The following is a 21,684-nucleotide window of genomic DNA, read 5'->3' as shown; positions in this document are numbered from 1 at the left end:
TGTCTTTATCTAGCAGATATATGAATAATTATAGTTTATGTTCTTAAATAAGTATCTTTGAAGTAGAACAATCTTATACGCTAACCATTTAAAATTGCAAGAATACTTCCTCGTTGTTGATACCGAAACTTCAGGTCTACCTAAAAATTGGACAGCACCTTATTCTAAAGAAAAGAACTGGCCTTATATTGTCCAGATTGCCTGGATTATTTATGATCAGTCTTATCAGGAAATTAAGCGAGAGAATCACTACATTAAAAATACCGATTTCACCATTGATAAGGCTGCATTAAAAATTCACAAAATCACCCCTGAATATCTGCATATCCATGGCGAAAATAAAGAAAAAGTAATGTTGCAGTTTTCTAATGATATAGAAAAATACAAGCCTTTGGTTATCGGCCATTTTATTGAGCTCGATTATCACATGGTGAATGTAGAGTTATACCGTATCGGAAGAGAAAACATATTTAAAAATCTGGCTTTTTTCTGTACGATGAAAGCAAGCGCACCATATATTACCAATACAGTAATCAGTCATTTAAAGCTAGATAAATTTTACACCATTTTATTTAATGAAGTACCCGAAAATACGCACAATGCTTTATCTGATACATTAAATACAGCAAAGATTTTCTTTCATCTTTTAAAAACAGGCAAAATTAGCTTAACTTCAGCTCTTCGCCAGGAGCATACTTTTAACTTGAAAAAGAAAGAGACAAAAGAATTTTCGTTTAAAAGAATTTTACAGGGACTTTTTAATGGAAGATAAACTAGCAGATCAAATTTATACTGCCCGTATTGGAGACATTACTTTCAAAAAAATTGTGAGTTGCAGCCCAGGCACGCCTATTTTTGAAGCTGCAATTAAAATGTCGGAGCAGAAAACCAGCTGTCTCTTTATAAAAAATGAGCAGGATGTTTATCTTGGCTTTGTAACCGATATTACCTTAAGGGATAATGTAATTGCCAAACAGCTGAATTCGAATTTGCCGATTGACGAAGTTATGGATACTCATATTGTTACCATAACTCCAGATGCTTATGTGTATGAAGCAATATTGATGATGTTCAGTAAAAAATCGCGTTATTTATTGGTAAACGACAATGGTAATTATGTTGGTTTTCTAAGCAGGAACCGCCTTTTAAGCGAGCAGGCCGAATCTCCATTAGTTTTTATCCAATCTGTAAAATCGGCTGTAAATACCAGCGATTTAAAACTAAAATGGCAGAAAGTACCAGGCATTGTATCTCAGCTTCTGGCTAGAGGTGTACACTCGAAAATTGTAAACGAGGTGATTACTACTATTGCCGATACCATTTCTTTTAAAATTATTGAAGATGTAATTGCCAAATTAGGTCCACCACCTGCAAAATTTGTATTTATGGTTTTGGGTAGTGAAGGGAGAAAAGAGCTTAGCCTAAAAACCGATCAGGATAATGCCATTATTTACGAAGATACCGGAGAGGATAAAAGAGCAGCTGTACGCTCTTATTTTCTCGATCTGGCTACCCAGGTTTCTGATAAACTAAATTTTGTGGGCTTTGTATACTGTGATGGTGATTATATGGCCACCAATCCAAACTGGACACATTCACTATCGCACTGGAAGTACAATTATAAAAACTGGATAGAAGAAGCTTTACCCGAAGCTGCTGTAAAATTTGCCGCATTTTTCGATTGCCGGGCTATTTATGGCGATTTAGCTATTATGGAAAGTTTAAGGTCTTTTGTTGATGAGGAACTCCAAAAACCAATTGAAAAATTCTACGTATACCTAGCCAAAAATGCCCTACTCTATGAGCCACCGCTCACTTATTTTAGGAATATTAGAACGCAAAAAATCCATAAAAAAGAGGTATTCGATATTAAAACAGCCATGACCCCTATTGTGGACCTGGCAAGGGTTTACGCATTACAGAACAGGATTTTTCAAAAAGAAAATACCGGCGAACGTTTAAAGGCCTTAAGAGAAATAGGTGTTTTTAGCGAAGAGCAATTTAACGAACTTTCGCAATCGTATTATTACCTGATGGGTTTAAGACTAAAACATCAGGCCAATCTCATTATCAATGATCAAGCTGCTCCCAATAACTTTATCGAAATTGATAGTTTAACTAAAATTGAAAAGGTAACACTGATCGAAATTTTCAAAATCATCCAGAACTTTCAAAGTGGAATTAGGATGAAGTTTACCAATACTTTGGGTTAATTGTAGCTGTTTTTCGATACATTGAACTAACAGGCATATCAGTTAACTGAGGATTATGTCTGTCATCTTCCCTCCTTAATTCAATTTCCGGTATCATTATTTCTAATTTTTGTTGTAAAAATTCTGCAAATCCGGCTCAGTCATTTATATTTCATAAAATTTAGCCAATAAGTCTGATAAATACTACATACAGAGAATAATAGTAAAGAAAAAGATCCTGTCAGGATGATTTCTCAGATAATCAAACGTTTGCGTGTTGTAATCTTTACATTTCTTGCAATCCCAAAAAAAAGAGGCATGAAACGCGCTGTTTATGTTTTTAAAGTTAAGCTAATAAATGTATTTCTGACAATTACAACACAAACGTTTGCGCTGATTTATTTTAACAAAGTATAATTACTGTTTGTAACTTAAGGATTACAAAGCAAAGAGAACTAACTGATTACGCTTCATTTTTAATTGAATATTGAGGGATAGCGGCCAGGTTTGGCAAATATTGATGATGTAGCCTTCTATTTTATGAAGGTCAGTACATGTGGCTGAGTTAAGCACGTTAAACAAAACATTATTAACCAATTCATATTATCAATTCCTAAACTAAAAATTATCTAATGAAAAAAAACAGTCTACTTTTTGCAGGCCTTGTCTCCGCCTGTCTATTTGTGCTATCTTGTAAAAAAGCCGAAACCTTACAACCTGAGGAAAAAACGCCTACCCTAAGCCATAAAATGGCTACAGTAAACATTATTACACAAACCCGTAATGTAAATGTAGTGTATTTTGTGCCTAACGACCTGGATACCTTAGCTGGTTATCGTAAAAGACTAAGTGATCTTTTATTGTGGACCCAGGACTGGTATAAACAGGAAATGAACCGAAATGGTTATGGCAACAAAACTTTCGGTTTGGCCGATGATGGTTCAGGCGGTGTAAAAATTCTTACTATTAGAGGAAACTTACCGAAAAGCAGTTATCCTTACTCAGGCGGTTCTGGTGCTGTAGCCAGCGAAGTAAATGCTTATTTTGCTGCACACCCTGCCGATAAAACCAGCGATCATACACTAATTATTATACCAAGATACTCTATAGGCTCAAATGGCACGCCAAGTGGTGGTCCGTTTTACGGTACTGGCCGATGGTGTTATGCCCTTGATTATGAAGAAATGGACATTGCCAACCTTGGTTTAAATACAACTGTAGGTAATCGTTTCAGTGTTTGGTTTGGGGGAATGGTGCATGAGTTGGGCCATGGCTTAAATTTACCACACAACAGGCAAAAAGTTTCAGAAAATTCTACACTGGGTATGGCATTAATGTGGGCAGGTAATGGTACGTTAGGTAAAAGTCCTACATTTTTAACTGCTGCCGATGCCGCTATTTTAAACGCTAACCAGGTTTTTAACAACAACTCTAATACCTACTACGGTTCCGTTACCACCACTATCCCGAAAATTTATGCCAGTTACGATAGTGGCCTGGCTTCGATCGTCGTATCTGGAAAATTTACCTCAACCGGTAATGTAACCAGTATATTATATTACAACGATCCAAATGTAAATAACGAAGGTACAGGTGTAAACAAAGATTACAATGCCATCACCTGGGAGTCGAAAAAAATTGGTACAGATAGTTTTAGGGTAGTCATGCCAATTGCCGATCTGCAGGAAAAAGCCGATGGTATTCCTTACGAGCTGAAAGTGAAACTGGTACACGATAATGGTACGGTAACCGAACAGATTTATGCTTATACTTTTTCGGGAGGTTTGCCGGTGTTAGGTTTCTCAACTAAAAACGAGCTAAGTAAAACTGGGTGGAGCATTGCCTCATTCAGTTCAGAAGAAACCAGTGGCGAAGGTGCAACAAACGGCCGGGCAATTAGATTAATTGATGGAAACGCAAGTACATACTGGCACTCACGCTGGACCGGTACTGCTGCAACCTATCCGCATAATGTGGTCATCAATTTAGGTTCTTCGAAAACAGCTACAGGTTTAAGCTTAACGCAAAGAAGTGGTTTAAGTAGGGCCATTAAGAATTTCGAGCTGTTAACCAGTACAGATGGGATTAATTTTACGTCGGTAAATAATTATGTAGCCCAAAACGTAAACGGACCGCAATATTTTGATTTTGGGAGTGCCAAAACTTTCCAGTACTTTAAAATTATTGCCAATTCGGCACAAGATGGCCTTCAGTTTGCCAGCTTAGCAGAACTGGGATTATACTAATAAAATTATCGTCATTTCGAGAAGGGTTTTTCAGCCGACAAAGCAATCTTTTATGTCAGTGATCCTTGCTGTAAAGATTGCTTCGCCGTTCCTCCTCGCAATGACGATCCCTTTTTTAGCGCTATAACATTCTGCGTTAACTTATTTTTAATTCTTACACTAATATTGATTTTACTTATAAACTTTTATAACTTTAAGTATATAGCATTTTAAAACCAAAATAATTAAAATCAGCACTATGGGAAAATTTGTGATTACTAAAAGAACTAACGGTGAGTATCAGTTTAATCTGAAAGCCGGTAATGGTCAGGTTATTTTAGCCAGCGAAGGTTATGCTGCGAAATCGAGCTGTGAAAACGGGATAGAATCTGTTAAAAAGAATTCACAGGACGACTCGAAATTTGAAAGAAAAACCTCGAGCAATGGCAAACAATATTTTAACCTAAAAGCTACAAACGGGCAAATTATAGGTTCGAGCGAAATGTACGAAAGTGCCTCGGCCAGAGATAACGGAATAGAATCTGTTAAGAAGAACGCACCGGATGCTGAAACAGATGATCAAAGTTAATTGTATAAAAAAAGGTTCCGATGTAAAATCGGAACCTTTTTTAAATATGATTATCGCCTGAGCGAAAATTTCTATTTTACTGCATCAATTACAGCTTTGAAAGCTTCTGGGTGATTCATTGCTAAATCAGCCAATACTTTACGGTTTAAACCGATTTCTTTAGAAGCTAATTTACCGATCAATTGAGAGTAAGAAATACCGTGTTGACGTGCACCAGCGTTGATACGTTGGATCCATAATCCGCGGAATTCTCTTTTCTTAACTTTACGGTCACGGTATGCATATTGCAAACCTTTTTCTACTGTGTTTTTAGCAACAGTATAAACCTTACTTCTTGCTCCCCAATAACCTTTGGCTAAATTAAGGATCTTTTTTCTTCTTCTTCTCGAAGCTACTGCGTTTACCGAACGTGGCATGTTGTTGTTGTTTTTTGGTAAGCGGCGTCCAATTAAGGAACTTTAATGCCTGATACCTGGTGAAATTAATGAATTACTTTCCGATGCAAAGCATACGTTTTACGTTACCTGAATCTGCATCTGTTACAATTCCTGCATTTCCAAGCGCACGCTTACGTTTAGTACTCATCTTAGTTAAGATGTGACTTTTGTATGCTTTGTTTCTTTTGATTTTACCTGTTCCAGTAAGCGAAAAACGCTTTTTAGCACTGGAATTGGTTTTCATTTTTGGCATAACCTGTTATTTAATTTATAAAATTGTTTTTATTTTTTTGCTACTTTAGGTGCAACTGTAAGGAACATACGTTTACCTTCTAACTTAGGTAACAACTCTACTTTTCCTACATCTTCTAAAGCCTGGGCAAACTTTAATAACAAAATCTCTCCCTGCTCTTTGTAAACAATTGCTCTACCTTTAAAATGCACGTAAGCCCTAACTTTCTCTCCGTTCTCTAAAAAGCTTACTGCATGCTTCAGTTTAAACTGGAAATCGTGATCGTTGGTGTTAGGACCAAAACGGATTTCCTTAATTACAGTTTGTTTCGCATTAGCTTTAATTTCTTTCTGCTTTTTCTTCTGCTCGTAAACAAATTTACTGTAATCAATAATTCTACAAACTGGCGGTACGGCATTTGGCGATATTTCTACCAAATCCAATTCCAGTTCATCAGCAAGTGCCAAAGCTTTTGCCAAAGGATAAATCCCCGGTTCAACATTATCGCCAGCTAAACGCACTTCGGGCGATTTAATATACTGATTAATGTTATGCTCTGCTTCTTTTTTCTTAAAAGGTGGACGTGGTCCCCTGTTAAATCCTGGTCTTCCTAATGCCAAATTTGTACTATTTAATTTAAACTGTTATTTCTTTTCTTAATAAATTGTTGAACTCTTCCAACGTCATTTCGCCTAAATCTCCCTCACCATGTTTGCGGACAGAAACTTTTCCTTCTGCCATTTCTTTATCACCGATAATGAGCATGTATGGGATCTTTTTAACTTCCGAATCGCGTATTTTGCGACCGATTTTCTCATCACGAAAGTCAATCAGCCCGCGAATATCGGAATTATTTAGTTCATCTAAAACTTTTTTTGCATAATCTTCATATTTTTCTGAAATAGGAAGAACAATAAATTGCTCCGGGCTTAACCATAACGGGAAGTTTCCGGCACAATGCTCGATTAAAACGGCAATAAATCTTTCTAATGAACCAAATGGTGCACGGTGGATCATTACTGGTCTGTGCTTCTGGTTATCGCTACCGGTGTATTCCAATTCGAAACGCTCCGGTAAATTATAATCAACCTGAATAGTACCTAATTGCCATTTTCTACCTAAAGCATCTTTCACCATAAAATCGAGCTTAGGGCCATAGAAAGCAGCTTCACCATATTCTACAACAGTATTTAAGCCTTTTTCTGCAGCAGCTTCGATAATTGCATTTTCAGATAGTCTCCAATTTTCATCAGAACCAATGTATTTTGCTTTATTCTCCGGATCTCTTAGTGATACCTGGGCAGTATAGTTATCAAAACCTAACGATTTAAATACGTAAAGCACTAAATCGATTACTTTTTTAAACTCGTCTTTAACCTGCTCTGGCATACAGAACAAGTGCGCATCATCCTGAGTAAAGCCACGTACGCGGGTTAAACCATGTAATTCGCCACTTTGCTCGTAACGATAAACCGTACCAAACTCAGCAAAACGAACCGGAAGATCCTTGTAAGAACGTGGTTTTGTTTTGTAAATCTCACAGTGGTGCGGGCAGTTCATCGGTTTTAAGAAGAACTCCTCCCCCTCCTGCGGAGTTTTAATCGGCTGGAAAGAATCTTTACCATATTTCTCCCAGTGGCCTGAAGTTACATATAAGTTTTTATGGCCAATATGTGGCGTTACTACTTGTTCATAACCTGCTTTTGCTTGTGCTTTGGTTAAAAAGTTCACTAAACGCTCACGCAAAGCAGTTCCTTTAGGCAACCATAAAGGTAAACCCATTCCTACTTTTTCTGAGAAAGTAAATAGTTCTAACTCTTTCCCTAATTTACGGTGATCGCGTTTTTTGGCTTCCTCAATCATTAAAAGATACTCAGTAAGCTCGCTCGCCTTAGGGAAAGTTACACCATAAATACGGGTTAACTGTTTCTTAGTTTCATCGCCACGCCAATAAGCACCGGCCACATTCATCAGTTTTACTGCTTTTACAAAACCAGTATTCGGAATATGTGGACCACGGCATAAATCGGTAAATGAACCTTGGGTATAGAAAGTAATTTTACCATCCTCAAGGCCGTCAATTAAATCCAATTTATACTCATCGCCTTTTGCTGTAAAATATTTTACCGCATCTGCCTTGCTTACACTTTCGCGCACAAAAGTTTCCTTTTGTTTAGCCAGTTCGATCATTTTGGTTTCAATGGCTTTGAAATCATCCGACGAAAATTCGCGGTCGCCAAAGTCTACATCATAATAAAAACCAGTTTCGATTGCCGGACCGATACCGAATTTTGTACCCGGATAAAGTGCCTCTAAAGCTTCAGCCATTAAGTGAGCTGAGGAATGCCAAAAAGTTGATTTTCCGGCAGTATCATTCCAGGTCAATAATTTTACTGATGCATCAGATTCGATTGGTCTTGTTGAATCCCAAACTTCGCCATTAACCTCAGCGGCTAATACGTTACGGGCTAAGCCCTCAGAAATTGACAATGCAATTTGGTGGGCAGAAGTGCCCTTTTCATACTGACGGACAGAACCGTCAGGTAAAGTAATGTTAATCATCTACAACTATGATTTAAATTTTAAATAAAAAAGCTTTAAAGATCACTTACAATGTGATTCTATTTTGTGCAAAGATACGGATTTTCGGCTAAAAAACAAGGTAAAGTTTTTAAAGGCACCTACATTAACACGGTCATCTTACCTACGAAATGGCCCCTGAAATGAATTACCTTCGCTGAGCTCGCTAAGGCTCGGTTCAGGGCGACGGCTGTAAAACTTAAATATTTGCAAATATCTCCTATAAAAATTTAGCCTTCAAATATTTACGTAAAGGAACATCTACAAACTTCATCACCAGGTAAGAGAAAAGAATTAAAGTCAACACCGAAACCGGGATAATCACCCAAAGTGAGGAAGCTGGTGGCTGAACTTCGGCTACATAGGTTAAAAATATCCATACAAATGGATAATGTACCATATAAAGCGGGTATGATATTTCGCCCGATAGATTACAAAGTTTTTTAAACGATGGATTTAATGCTGTACCTGCGCCCAAAGCTACTAAAAGTGGAAAGTAAAATAGTACAAGTATCGGTTCGGTAATCCAATTGTATTTATCATTAAAAGGAACTAAAAAGGCGGCGAGCAAAAGCAAAATCATACCAAAAAAGCCAAGTTTATTTTTGATGATCCAATTGAAACGGTAAACCAACATGCCTGCCGTAAATGAATACAGCACGCGCGCCCCACCATCCCAAAAGTTCTGTCCGCCCCAGCCTCCGCCTACATTGGTAGCACGAACTGCAACATAACAGAGGCATACTGCACCTACCACAACCAGCGCGATCAATGATTTTTTACCTAAACGATAAAGCAGAAAAATGTAAAAGATATTGGCAATATATTCCCAAAATAACGACCAGGCCGGCGCATTTAAACAGAATAAATTGGTATACCGCTCGGGCATGGCCGGATAAGGGATTAAAAAAGCTGAGGATAAAAACAAAAGAAAGGTTTTCCCAAATCCATAAACCTCATAAAGATCGCTGTATGGATCGATCAGAAATGTGATCAGTCCTAAAACGGAACCGATAAGCACCAGCGGATGCAAACGGATAAGCCTTAATTTAAAGAACTGTATAATCCCAATATGTGGCGCACGGCTATCATAAGCATAGGCAATTACAAAACCCGACAAACAGAAAAAAAAGTCTACAGCAAGGAAACCATGCGAAAGAAAATTTTTATTATAATTAGTAATCGCGATTTCCATAAAGTGATAAATTACCACCACAATAGCCGCTACTCCCCTTAATCCATCTAAAATTTCGAAATGTTGTTTGGTTGCTAATAAATTTGTTTTGTTCTCGGCTGTAATCACTTTTGGCTAGGTTATATTAACCCCAATATTAGTTATTCTCAATTTATATGCAAAAACTAAAGCCAACCTTTTCAAAAATGATACAAAAAAAGCCCTGAATGCTTGAAATTCAGGGCTAAATAAAACAATTATGGTGGTCTTAATTAATTTATTCCAAATGCTCTTACTTGTCCACCACCAGGTCTGTTCTGTCTAAAACGTTTCATCATGTTCTCCATTTTAGTTTTATACTCTTCGGCAGTGATCAGTTTTGCTTTTTTAGGTGCAGTTACATCTTTTGCACTTACATTTCTATATTCGATGCTTTTGGCAATTGTGCTATTACCTCTACCTTCGATCGCTAAAACCGCACCTTCAGTCCACATATTTGGGTTTGGAGAAAAATCGAAGCCCAAATCTTTTGTGTACCAGATTTTAGTTTCTTCTACCACGTTTTTATCCATGTCTAAAATTTTGATCGCCCTTGTTGATCTTACAATTGCCTGGTGACAGGTAAAACCTAAAATCTGTTTAGTAGAATCTGTTTTCACCACTTCTATTTTTGGTGCCGGGGCAGGCTTTGCCTTAGTGGTATCGTTAGGATTACCACCTCCCATTCTGAATGAGCCGATTGGACCAGAAGTAGACAGGGTTAATTTACTGGGCATATAATAAGTAGTGTCGTTTAGGTCAAAAACTTCTGTTAAGCTTTTGTCGGCAAAAACATAATAGTACTCGCGGTTGCCACCTGCACCACCAAAACGCATCATCATACGGCCCATTCCACCGCCACCGCCGCCTGCACCGTTGCTATCTTCAGTTTCTTCAACCGGCATGTAACTGGCATTGGTAGCTGTAAACAATAATTCGAAATTACTTTTACTTGTAGAAGGCATCCTTGCTTTCATTTGATCCGTTAACTGTATGCCACTTGCCGAAGCCATTGCCGCCGGATCGATAGTATTTTCGAATTGTATTGCTCCCGAGGTTTTTTTCTGCTGCGCATTTGCAATTGATGCCATTGATAAAACGCCCAGTAAAGCGAAGATTATTTTTTTCATTACGATTTTGTTTTGTCTGTTAGATACGAAAGCCTTAAAAAGGTTTAACAAAGATATTGTAGATTGTAACGTAAAACATGTTAAATTGTGTTAAAATCAACAGCTGGATTGACTGAGCAAGCTGTTTAAAGGCAGATGTAATTTATTTTTTACAATAGAGCTTGTTTTTTGAAAAGCAATTGCAATGGTTCTTTGGTTGCGGTAATCCTGCCCTCTGCTTAATCCCGATTGAACATACGCGCTAATTTAAAATTGATCTTTAAATCGGGATAACGCTGACGGTCAGGTTTATTTTACACAAAACAGTGGTTCTTTCAAAAGAAAACCTCGCAGATTTTTGAAACCTGCGAGGTTTAACCTAATATTCCGTACTCTCTAGCCAACCATTACAAAGCACATCGGCAATATGCATGGTTTTAATGGCCAGATTATTTTTATCGATATAACCTTGAAGGTGTAAAAGACAGGATAAATCGGTCGAAATGATATAATCTGCCTGCTGTGCCAGCGCGTGATTAACTTTCTGCTCGGCCATTGCTGATGAAATGGCATCGAACTTAACTGCAAATGTTCCACCGAAACCACAGCACATATCTGTATCTTCCATCTCAATCATTTCCAAACCATGTACTTTTGAAAGTAAGAGGCGGGGCTCATCTTTGATTTTACACTCGCGTAAAGCACTGCAAGAATCGTGATAAACGGCTTTTCCTTCCAGTTCAGCACCAAAATAATCCTTTTTGGCCACGTTTACCAGAAAATCAGAAAGCTCCCATATATTCGATTGCAGACTGCGGCATTTGTTGTGCACAATGGTATTGGTAAACAGATCATTAAATCCACCTTTCACCATGCCTACACACGATGCCGACGGTGCTACTACATAAGTGTTTTCAGTAAAATCGCTCAAAAACTTCGTGCCTACTTCTTTAGCTTCATCCCAATAACCCGCATTATATGCTGGTTGCCCACAACAGGTCTGTTTTGAATTGTAGGTTACATCACATCCCGATTTTTCTAATAACCTTAAAGTATTAAAAGCGGTTTCAGGATAGAGCTGATCTACAAAACAAGGCACAAATAATTCTACTTTCATCATATTCTTAACGACTGCAAACTTACAATTTTAGCGATTCTTTCTGTTCGTTTTTTCTTAGAAGCACTAAAAGAACTAATCCAACAATAAAAAATGATGCCAAAGCGATAATAGAGTAGCGAATATTTCCAGTTAAATCTTCAATGTATGCAAAACTGAAAAGGCCAATTACAATTGCCAATTTCTCCGTTACATCATAAAAACTGAAAAATGAAGTGCTATCCTTTGTATCAACCGGTAGATATTTAGAGTAAGTGGAACGCGATAAAGATTGAATTCCGCCCATAATTAAACCCACAATTGCCGCCAATGAATAAAACTGGTATTCGTTTGTGATGTAATAACCATAAACACAACAGCCTATCCACACTAAAACGACCATAATCAGTACGTTTATATTACCTATTTTTTTTGCGAGAAACGACATCAACATTGCTCCAGGAATGGCGACCAATTGAATAATCAATATCACTGCAATAAGTTTTGCGGTTCCTAGTTTTAATGTTTTTTCAGCGAAACCAGCAGCAGCAAGCATAATGGTCTGCACACCCATAGAGTAGAAAAAAAACGAAACTAAAAATCCTTTTAAAACTTTCATTTGTTTTACCTGCGCCCAAACTTTCGATAACTCACTAAAGCCATCTTTAAGGATATCCGTTTTTACTTTATCGTGCTGAGGTGTTCCGTTTGGAAGTACCGAAAAAGGAATCTGGGAGAAACCTATCCACCAAACCCCAACCAATAAAAAGGATAACCTAGGTGGGAATGAGGCATCGGTAATACCAAACCATTCTGGTTTTAGCACAAATAGAAAACAGATCAGTTGAAGTAAAACCGAACCAATATACCCATATGAAAAACCTTGTGCACTCACACGATCCTGATGTTCTTCAGTTGCAATTTCTGGCAGATAAGAGTTGCTGAACAATACCCCCCCGATATATCCCATGGCGGCTAATGCAAACAAAATGATACTCATTTCGAGCGTATCTAACTTAAAGAAATATAAACCGATACAGGCCGCTCCACCCATATAGGTGAAGAATTTCATAAAGGATTTTTTATTACCCCTTCTATCGGCAATGGATGAAAGCATTGGCAAAGCAAAAGCCATAATCAGATAGGCAAATGACAAGGCATAATTAGAAAGTGAGGTATTGATATAAGTCCTGCCGAAAAACTGCACTTTATCACCATGCTCTTTAGTAGTGGTAATAATGGTATAATAAGCCGGAAAAATGGTAGAAGTGATGACTAAGTTATAGGCAGAGTTTGCCCAATCGAAGAATGCCCACGAACGGATGGTTTTCTTATTGTTTTTTGTTATCATTAACTAGAAGTAAGGTTATGGTGGTGAATTTGTCTCCTGTATTGATTATAATTTCGATCATAAAAATAGAAATAGCTCCGAAAAGTCTTATTATAAAGTCTATGATTCAAAATATCAAATTCAAACGGAGATGAGGTCATTAATTCCCTATAAATCTTTAAAAGTTTTTGAATTACTATAGGCTCATCCTTTTTAAGACATCTTAAGCCGAAAAAAAACATATCATTCTGATCCGTTTCTTCTTTATCTAAATCAAAAAAAGCAAATACTTGCTCATCGCAATTGGAATGAAATACTTCTACATCGTTATTAATTCGATCATTATATCGTTTGATCAAAAAATCTCTACTCACATCTACATTCAATGATGTTAAAATTTCAAAAATTTCATTTCCATTAAGATTTGTTTCCCAAGATGAGTTTTCAATGTTCAGCAGCTCGTAAAAGCATGCATAAAATGAGAACTCAACATAATTCTTATTTTCAGAAAAATCACGTCTTCCATAATGTAAATCTATCTTTTCCATTAGCTCCGTTTCACGACTAATCATAAATACAATTTTGTTTGTACTCGCTAAAGATAATACTTCTTTCCATCTGTTTTAATCTTACCTGCATCTAATAATTCTCTTATCGCATCAATTCTTTCTGCTTCTGCACCATTTTTAATACTAATCACCAGATCGTCAAGGCTTAAGGGTTGTTGTTGAAGTAAAGAAACAATTTCATATTCAATTTCTTCGCTCATTTGGCTGTTATTTTCGGCTCTTTTTTCAGCTAAGCAAACATCGCAAACCCCACATTTCGTAGCGTTGTGTTCGTCAAAATAATTGAGTAGCTGAATGCTTCTGCATAAATTAGACGAAGCGTACCCCACCACCGCGTTGATCTGTTTGTGTAAGATTTCTTTTCTCAGTTCCAGGTATTTTACATCCAGGTCAAAATGATCCATATCCACCCTTGGCCTAATATATTGTAACTGTGGCTGATCCGTCTGTTGAATATACGTAAGCAATTCGATGGCCTGTAACTTATTCAATAAAGCAAGAATCTCTTTATAAGACAACCCTGTTTTTTTTGCTAAATCGGCTTCGTTAATCTTAACAAAACCGTCAAAAGCTCCACCGTACGAACGCAAAATCGTCTTTATAATCCCATCGTAGGCTTTATTTTCGATCTGAAAACGGTAAATATCTTCATGGCTGGCAATAAACATCATTCTTGATGGGAGGAAAACACTTTCGGATAAGGTAAGATAACCGTCGTGTTCTAAAAACTTCATCGCAGAAATTGTTTTTAAAACGCTAATATTAAATCGCTTACAGAAATCAGCGATATCAAAAGTAAAGGTTAAACCTTCGCCAGCACCAAATGCCAGCTGAAAATAATTACCTAGATGATGATAGGTTTTTCTGATTTCTTCTGGAGACGGAAAACTATCCAAGTATCTGGATTCCAGGCCCAAAATATCAGACTGATGGGCTAAAAGAACGGCGTAACTTCGCTTTTCGTCGCGCCCTGCCCTGCCTGCTTCCTGGTAATAGGCTTCCAAACTTTCTGGTAAGTCTAAATGCACCACAAAACGAACGTCTGCCTTATCTATCCCCATTCCAAAGGCATTAGTAGCCACCATGATCCGGGTTTTGTTGCTCTTCCACGCCTCTTGCTTTAAAAAGCGTATATCGCGTTCCAACCCAGCGTGGTAAAAATCGGCTTTAATTCCATTTCGGTTAATAAAATTGGCCACTTCTGCGGTTTCCCTGCGATTGCGAACATATACCAAACCTGTACCCTTAACATTATTACAAATATCGATCAGCTTTTTATATTTATCTTCATTACCAAAAACCACATAGCTTAGATTATCCCTTGCAAAACTTTTAACAAAAACCTGTGGGTCTTTCATTTCCAGTTTTTCTATAATATCTTTTCTAACAAATTCGGTAGCTGTTGCAGTTAGCGCTAAAACAGGAACATTCGGTAGAATTTCGCGGAGTTTGGAAATCTGTTGGTATGGCGGTCGGAAATCGTAACCCCATTGAGAAATACAATGCGCCTCATCAACCGCAATCAGGTTCACGTTCATGTAAGAAATGCGAACCCGTACCAAATCAGACAATAAACGCTCTGGTGATAAATAAAGAAACTTAATTTTTCCGTAAATACAGTTATCCAGTAAGATATCGATTTCACGTTTACCCATTCCGGCATAAATGGCAATGGCTTCAATCCCCTTCGATTTCAGATTTTCTACCTGATCTTTCATCAAGGCAATTAGCGGCGAAACTACTATACAAATCCCCTCTTTAACCAAAGCAGGAACCTGAAAACAAATCGATTTACCACCGCCAGTTGGCAAAAGTGCTAAACTATCTTTCCCTTCTAAAACGGAAGCAATAATATCTTCCTGTAAGGGTCTAAAAGCCTGGTGTCCCCAATATTTTTGTAAAATCTCTATTGCTGTCATAAATCGGCGGTATCAAAACTATAAAAAAGCTATTGATATTGCTAAATTGCGCCACAATTAATCAAAAATTTGATGAAACACCTCTATTTTCTATCCGCTCTTTCCTTGTTATTTTTCAGCGCTAACGCCCAGGAAAAGAAATGGGATATTGAAAAATATCTCGGAACAACCAAAAGCTTCACTTTAAATACTGATGAAGGTACCTGGATGAACCTTGATGTAAGTGCCGATGGACAGGAAATTGCTTTTGATCTACTTGGCGATATCTACGTGATGCCAATTACTGGTGGTGTGGCAAAGCTGATTAGCGGAGGTGCTGCATGGGATGTTCAGCCCAGGTTTAGTCCTAACGGAAAATATATTTCCTACACGAGCGATAAAAGTGGAGGAGATAACATATGGATCATGAACCGTGATGGTTCTGGTAAAAAACAGATTACTAAAGAGAGCTTTAGGTTATTGAATAATGCCACCTGGATGCCAAACAGCGAGTACGTAGTTGCAAGAAAACACTTTACAGCAAGCCGTTCTTTAGGTGCCGGAGAAATGTGGATGTATAGCATAAACGGCGGTGATGGTGTACAGTTAACTAAACGCAAAAACGATCAGCAAGATGCAGGTGAGCCCAATGTTTCGCCAGATGGCAGATATGTTTACTTTAGTGAAGATGTGAGTCCAGGCCCTAATTTTGAGTACAGCAAAGATCCTAACGGAACCATTTATGCCATCCGTCAACTGGATTTGACAACAGGAAAATTAAACACCTTAATTAATGAGCAAGGTGGTGCCTGTAGGCCACAAGTTTCTCCGGATGGGAATTTAATAGCTTTTGTAAAGCGTGTTAGGTTAAAATCTACCTTATATGTGCAGAACCTGAAGACTGGCGAAGAATGGCCGGTAAATGAAGATTTATCTCATGATCAGCAGGAAACCTGGGCTATTTTCGGTGTATACCCAAATTTTGCATGGACTCCTGATAGTAAAAGCATTGTTTTTTATGCAAAAGGAAAAATTAGAAAAACGGAAATCGGCACGTTGATCAACAGCACCATTCCTTTTCAAGCGAATACCATTCAAACGGTACAAAAAGCCTTACATTTTGAACAGCAGGTTTTCAATAACGAATTTTCTGCCAAAATGTTAAGACAGTTAACCACTTCGCCTGATGGAAAAATAATTGTTTTTAATGCAGCTGGGTACTTATACAAACAGGAGTTGCCCGCTGGAACGCCAGAAAGGTTAACCAATGGACTGGATTTCGAATTTGAACCAGCCTTTAGCCCTGATGGAAAATACGTTGTTTATACCACCTGGAGTGATGAATTACGTGGAGCAATAAAACGGACAGACGTAAAATCGGGAAAAACCATTATGCTCAGCGATGAGAAAGGTTTTTATTATTCTCCTCAATATTCAACAAAAGGGGATAAAATCGTTTTCAGAAAAGGAAGTGGCAACGATGTTTTAGGTTATAACTATGGCCGCGGAACAGGTATTTTTATAATGCCAGCCAATGGTGGCGCTAAAACCTTGATTTTAGATAATGGAATCCGTCCACAGTTTAACAATACCGATACGCGCATTTATTTTCAAAGTTATGCTGATGGTAAAAAGGCACTAAAAAGTATCGATTTAAATGGTGCCAACGAAAGAACACATTTTACTTCTCAATATGCTAATCAGTTCGTTATCAGTCCAGATAATAAATGGGTAGCATTTAACGAATTATTTAACGTTTATATTACACCAATGATCAATATTGGTGCAGCACAAGATGCATCAGCAGGCAATAAGGCCATACCAGTTACAAAAGTGACTACCGATGGCGGAACATACATTCAATGGAGTGCAGATAGTAAAAGTCTGCATTGGACATTAGGCCCAAAATATTTCACCATTGATGTAAACAGTGCCTTCAATTTTGACGGAACAACACCTAAAACAGAAGCATCTGCTATAAACATTAATCTGGTATTAAAGTCTGACGTGCCTACTGGAATAGTGGCACTCAAAGGAGCCAGGATTATTTCTATGAAAGGCGACGAAGTAATTGAAAATGGAACCATCATTACCGATGGAAATAAAATTACCGCAATAGGAAAAGCAGATGCAGTAAGCATTCCAGCCAATGCTAAAGTAATAGATGTTAATGGCAAAACCATTATGCCTGGCATTGTTGATGTTCATGCTCACTTGCGTACCAGTCCTGATGGAATAACACCACAGAACGATTGGAGTTATATGGCTAATCTGGCTTTTGGTGTTACCACTTCACATGATCCATCTAGCAATACCGAAATGGTTTTTAGCCAGAGTGAAATGCTTAAAGCTGGTAGAATGGTTGGTCCAAGGGTTTATTCTACAGGATCGATTCTATATGGTGCAGATGGCGACTTTAAAGTGGTGATTAATAGTTTGGATGATGCACTAGCTAATCTGCGCAGGTTAAAAGCCGTTGGTGCATTTTCAGTTAAATCTTATAATCAACCACGCAGGGAGCAGCGTCAACAGATTTTAGAAGCAGCCCGTCAGTTAAATATGGAAGTTGTACCCGAAGGTGGCTCAACTTTTTTCACCAACATGAATATGGTTGCAGATGGGCATACCGGAATCGAACACAGCATTCCTGTCTTACCAGTTTATAAAGATGTAACCACGCTGTGGAACAATACTGAAGTGGGCTACACCCCTACTTTAATCGTGGCTTATGGCGGCCAATGGGGCGAAAATTATTGGTATGATAGAACTAATGTTTGGGAAAACGAAAAATTGATGACTTACACCCCTCGCTCTATCGTTGACGCGCGAGCAAGACGTAGAACAACTTCAGAATACAGTGATTATAACCACATTGATATTGCCAAAGCAACCAAACAAATTGCTGACGGTGGCACTAAGGTAAACCTTGGTGCGCATGGACAGATTCAAGGCCTGGGAGCACATTGGGAGTTATGGATGTTGGTGCAGGGTGGTTTTAGTCCGCTGCAGGCCATTAGGGCAGCAACATTAAATGGTGCAAGTTATTTAGGCATGAACAAAGAAATTGGCTCGCTTGAAGTGGGCAAACTGGCTGATATGGTGATCATGGACGCTAATCCTTTAGATGATATCCGCAATTCGGAGAAAATCAAATATGTGATGATCAACGGACGGCTTTATGATAGTGCCACCTTAAACGAAGTGGGAACGAGAGAAAAACTGCGCGGGAAATTGTGGTTCGAGAATGCTAAAGGAAATGGCTATATTATTCCAAACGGAGAATCAGAAACCTGGACATTTACTGTTCCACATTGTGATTAAACTGTAAAATTTGAGCCATGTAAAGGGTGCGATTGATGCTCTTTACATGGTAAATTAAATCAACATGAAACCGAATAAACTCTATACTACCGCCTCTGTTGTATTCTTAGTGCTCAGTGCACTAGTTTTTTCATACAGTGGATATTATATCTTGGGTATCCAAACTGTAAACCTATTCTTAGCGCTGATCACAATGGCTTACATTACTGCTTTTATAGCGGTTATGAAAGATAGAAAATCGGTTATTTCGTGGTTGCTTTTAATATTAAATTCAATTGTACTCATTTGCATCATTTATTTCCTGACGCATTTTAAAATGAAAATGTAGCACTTACGTTCGTTTTTAATAGGGATTCGACCGATTGAAGCATAGCGAAATAGAGAGAGCTATTTATAGCTAATGAATTTCTCCGTGCATTAAAGACCCTGAATCAAGTTCAGGGTGGACGGACCGTGAGATAAAGTCTATCTTCTAGATTGCAATGTAGCGAAATGTTTGCCCATATATGCTGGGCAGAGACTATATTCGTTAGATTTCTCCATTGCGGTTGAAATGACGATTATTGTGATGAGCTCTTATAAAACCATCAAACCGTATGCTCTTAACGTATTGATAGGTTTCGAATACCAGAAAAGTTCAAAGTTCTCCAATTCCGTCTCAAAATCGGACTTAATCTCTTGAAAAGTATATACTTTTTCATTTGAGATCGAAATTTTATTCAAAATGGCTGTTAACCATTCACCTTCTTTTTTGTTCGTTTGAACGGTAACAGTTTCTTTTTTATCATGGAAAGTAAGTGAAGCCATTTCCCAGGTAATTCCTTTTTTCGATTTGGTAAAATAATCGGTTGATGGTTTCCCTCCTATCCAAACTACTTTTGCTGTTGGTTTGGTATTAAAATGATCCGTATTATTTAAAGCCTTCTCAATAAAATCAGCGGGGATTTTAGTTCGCGGGATCTTAAAATCGAACCAATCCTGCAGTTCGTAATCAAAACAGATACCATGCATAAAATTGAAAAGAGATTTTTTCAACCCATAGCTGAATTTATTATGATCAATCCCTGTTTTATCGGTATAATTGATATCGTTATTGGCAAAAGTTCCAATCACTTCCGTGTCCTTTATCACACCAAATTTTTTTGGATACATGCCTACAGGGCTATGTGCGGTCATCGCAAACTGGTGCCAAAAGCCAGATTGTAATATCCCAACTTCAAACAGCTGACGCACCATCTCTAAACTATCAACCGTTTCTTGTACCGTTTGAGTAGGATAACCATACATTAAATAAGCATGCACCATAATCCCTGCTTCGGTAAAGTTACGGGTAACCTTTGCCACTTGTTCTACCGTTACACCTTTATCAATAAGTTTCAATAAACGATCGGATGCGACTTCCAGTCCACCTGAAACAGCAATACAACCTGACGCCTTTAACAACAAACACAAATCCTGTGTAAAGCTTTTCTCAAACCGGATATTTGTCCACCAGGTAACCGCTAATTTCCTTCTGATAATTTCAAGAGCCACTTCGCGCATTAACGCTGGTGGTGCTGCCTCATCTACAAAATGGAACCCATTCTGTCCGGTTTTAGCATATAAATCCTCAATGCGGTCAACAATCAATTTAGCAGCAACGGGCTCGTAAACTTTAATATAATCCAGTGAAATATCACAAAAAGTACATTTTCCCCAATAGCAACCATGTGCCATGGTGAGTTTGTTCCAACGCCCATCGCTCCACATGCGGTGCATCGGGTTAACAATTTCGATTACCGAAATATATTTATCTAAAAGCAAACCTGTATAATCTGGTGTGCCTACATCGGCTTGTTTATAATCATTTCTGAAGGCATCGTTACGGTAAACTACTTTGCCATTTTCAAACAGAAAAGTCCTTTTATAAAAGTGGGCTTCTGTAGGAATGGGATGCGTAATATTATGGTATAACAATTCGATCGGGAGCTCGCCATCATCCAAAGTGATATAATCGAAAAATTCAAAAACACGGGCATCTGATAAAGATCTTAATTCGGTATTTGGAAAACCACCGCCCATCGAAATTTTGATTTCAGGGTGATTGGCCTTGATCCATTGTGCACAACGAAAAGCACTATACAAGTTACCTGGAAAAGGAACCGAAATCAGGAACAGTTTAGGTTGAACTATTTCTATTTTCTCTTTTAAAACTGAAATCAGTATCTCATCAATGTAGGTTGGTTTTTTATGCAAAGCATCGTACAGCTCATCAAAGGAATTAGCGCTTCTGCCTAAACGTTCTGCATAACGGCTAAAGCCAAAATTTTCATCAACACACTCTACTATGTAATCAGATATATCTTCAAGATAAAGTGTAGCCAAATGTTTTGCCTTATCCTGCGTACCCATTGCCCCAAAAGCCCAATCCAATTCTTCTAACTGTGAAAAACGCGAAGCTTGGGGCAGAAAATCATCACTACAGATCTGTAATGCCAAAGTTGGATTCTTGCCCTGTAAAAATGCAATTACAGCATCGATGGTTTTTAAATATTCGTCTTGTAAGGCGAAAATACGTTTAGCATTGTCACTTTTTGGATTTTGATCATCAATACTTAAACTGAATAAATCCTGCAATCCTTTTTTAGAAAACAGTTCTAAAATAACTTCAATACCCAAATCGGCTTGAGTGGTGCTTATATTTTTAGTATTCAGAAAACCTTTTATATACGCCGTTGCTGGATATGGGGTATTCAGTTGGGTAAATGGCGGTGTAATGGCAAAGATTTCGGTTTTCAAATGGAATTGTTTTTTCTGCAAAAGTACGGGAATTTTTATACAGTCGTCACCCTGAATTTATTTCAGGGTCTATTTTTCGGAAGAAATGCTAATCCCAATGTAATATCTGTGATGG

17 protein-coding genes are annotated in these 21,684 nt (G+C 37.9%); 6 read left to right on the top strand and 11 right to left on the bottom strand.

Features of this window, described 5'->3' with window-relative positions; genetic code table 11:
• The first annotated feature begins 94 nt into the window (after nt 1–94).
• From FHT21_RS07725 to FHT21_RS07710, 4 genes are all read left to right on the top strand, one after another.
• Complete coding sequence (locus FHT21_RS07725) at nt 95–772, top strand: 3'-5' exonuclease (RefSeq protein ID WP_167294124.1); 678 nt, start codon at nt 95–97, stop codon at nt 770–772.
• Nucleotides 762–2,213, top strand: coding sequence for a DUF294 nucleotidyltransferase-like domain-containing protein (locus tag FHT21_RS07720; RefSeq protein ID WP_167294123.1), 1,452 nt, complete (start codon nt 762–764; stop codon nt 2,211–2,213). The genes FHT21_RS07725 and FHT21_RS07720 overlap by 11 nt, the downstream gene beginning before the upstream one ends.
• Nucleotides 2,214–2,824: 611 nt before the next feature.
• A complete protein-coding gene (locus FHT21_RS07715) occupies nt 2,825–4,438 on the top strand; it encodes a discoidin domain-containing protein (RefSeq protein WP_167294122.1) in 1,614 nt (537 codons plus the stop codon).
• A 238-nt stretch (nt 4,439–4,676) separates the two neighbouring features.
• Nucleotides 4,677–5,006 (top strand): YegP family protein, encoded by a 330-nt coding sequence (locus tag FHT21_RS07710; protein WP_167294121.1) that lies wholly within the window; start codon nt 4,677–4,679, stop codon nt 5,004–5,006.
• Between the two features lie 71 nt (nt 5,007–5,077).
• Here the strand turns inward: FHT21_RS07710 and rplT are convergent, their stop codons facing one another.
• The 10 genes from rplT to FHT21_RS07660 form a co-directional block, all read right to left on the bottom strand.
• Nucleotides 5,078–5,422 (bottom strand): 50S ribosomal protein L20, encoded by a 345-nt coding sequence (gene rplT / locus FHT21_RS07705; protein ID WP_025144714.1) that lies wholly within the window; start codon nt 5,420–5,422, stop codon nt 5,078–5,080.
• A gap of 73 nt (nt 5,423–5,495) precedes the next feature.
• Complete coding sequence (rpmI, locus tag FHT21_RS07700) at nt 5,496–5,696, bottom strand: 50S ribosomal protein L35 (RefSeq protein WP_010600880.1); 201 nt, start codon at nt 5,694–5,696, stop codon at nt 5,496–5,498.
• A gap of 29 nt (nt 5,697–5,725) precedes the next feature.
• Nucleotides 5,726–6,295 (bottom strand): translation initiation factor IF-3, encoded by a 570-nt coding sequence (gene infC / locus FHT21_RS07695; protein WP_051691975.1) that lies wholly within the window; start codon nt 6,293–6,295, stop codon nt 5,726–5,728.
• A 16-nt stretch (nt 6,296–6,311) separates the two neighbouring features.
• Nucleotides 6,312–8,237 (bottom strand): threonine--tRNA ligase, encoded by a 1,926-nt coding sequence (thrS, locus tag FHT21_RS07690; protein ID WP_167294120.1) that lies wholly within the window; start codon nt 8,235–8,237, stop codon nt 6,312–6,314.
• Nucleotides 8,238–8,475: 238 nt separating this feature from the next.
• Complete coding sequence (locus tag FHT21_RS07685) at nt 8,476–9,558, bottom strand: acyltransferase (protein ID WP_167294119.1); 1,083 nt, start codon at nt 9,556–9,558, stop codon at nt 8,476–8,478.
• Between the two features lie 143 nt (nt 9,559–9,701).
• Nucleotides 9,702–10,598 carry a hypothetical protein gene (locus tag FHT21_RS07680; protein WP_167294118.1) on the bottom strand — a complete coding sequence of 299 codons (897 nt, stop codon included), beginning with the start codon at nt 10,596–10,598 and terminating at the stop codon, nt 9,702–9,704.
• A gap of 358 nt (nt 10,599–10,956) precedes the next feature.
• Nucleotides 10,957–11,694: a (Fe-S)-binding protein gene (locus FHT21_RS07675; RefSeq protein ID WP_167295515.1), complete on the bottom strand. Its 738-nt coding sequence runs from the start codon at nt 11,692–11,694 to the stop codon at nt 10,957–10,959.
• Between the two features lie 22 nt (nt 11,695–11,716).
• On the bottom strand, nt 11,717–13,024 hold the full coding sequence (locus tag FHT21_RS07670; protein WP_167294117.1) for an MFS transporter: 1,308 nt from the start codon (nt 13,022–13,024) through the stop codon (nt 11,717–11,719).
• Nucleotides 13,024–13,551 carry a hypothetical protein gene (locus FHT21_RS07665; RefSeq protein ID WP_167294116.1) on the bottom strand — a complete coding sequence of 176 codons (528 nt, stop codon included), beginning with the start codon at nt 13,549–13,551 and terminating at the stop codon, nt 13,024–13,026. The genes FHT21_RS07670 and FHT21_RS07665 overlap by 1 nt, the downstream gene beginning before the upstream one ends.
• Nucleotides 13,552–13,598: 47 nt before the next feature.
• On the bottom strand, nt 13,599–15,491 hold the full coding sequence (locus FHT21_RS07660; protein ID WP_167294115.1) for an ATP-dependent DNA helicase RecQ: 1,893 nt from the start codon (nt 15,489–15,491) through the stop codon (nt 13,599–13,601).
• Between the two features lie 72 nt (nt 15,492–15,563).
• Between FHT21_RS07660 and FHT21_RS07655 the strand changes: the two genes are divergently transcribed.
• Nucleotides 15,564–18,791: an amidohydrolase family protein gene (locus FHT21_RS07655; RefSeq protein ID WP_167294114.1), complete on the top strand. Its 3,228-nt coding sequence runs from the start codon at nt 15,564–15,566 to the stop codon at nt 18,789–18,791.
• A 64-nt stretch (nt 18,792–18,855) separates the two neighbouring features.
• Complete coding sequence (locus FHT21_RS07650; RefSeq protein ID WP_167294113.1) at nt 18,856–19,119, top strand: hypothetical protein; 264 nt, start codon at nt 18,856–18,858, stop codon at nt 19,117–19,119.
• Nucleotides 19,120–19,367: 248 nt separating this feature from the next.
• Here FHT21_RS07650 and FHT21_RS07645 read toward each other — a convergent pair whose 3' ends face one another.
• Nucleotides 19,368–21,569: a radical SAM protein gene (locus tag FHT21_RS07645; protein ID WP_167294112.1), complete on the bottom strand. Its 2,202-nt coding sequence runs from the start codon at nt 21,567–21,569 to the stop codon at nt 19,368–19,370.
• Nucleotides 21,570–21,684: the final 115 nt, after the last annotated feature.

This window comes from Pedobacter sp. SG908 (assembly GCF_011759615.1).
In the GTDB taxonomy this organism is placed as follows: Bacteria; Bacteroidota; Bacteroidia; order Sphingobacteriales; family Sphingobacteriaceae; genus Pedobacter; species Pedobacter riviphilus.
This window is presented reverse-complemented; position numbering and strand designations above follow the sequence as displayed.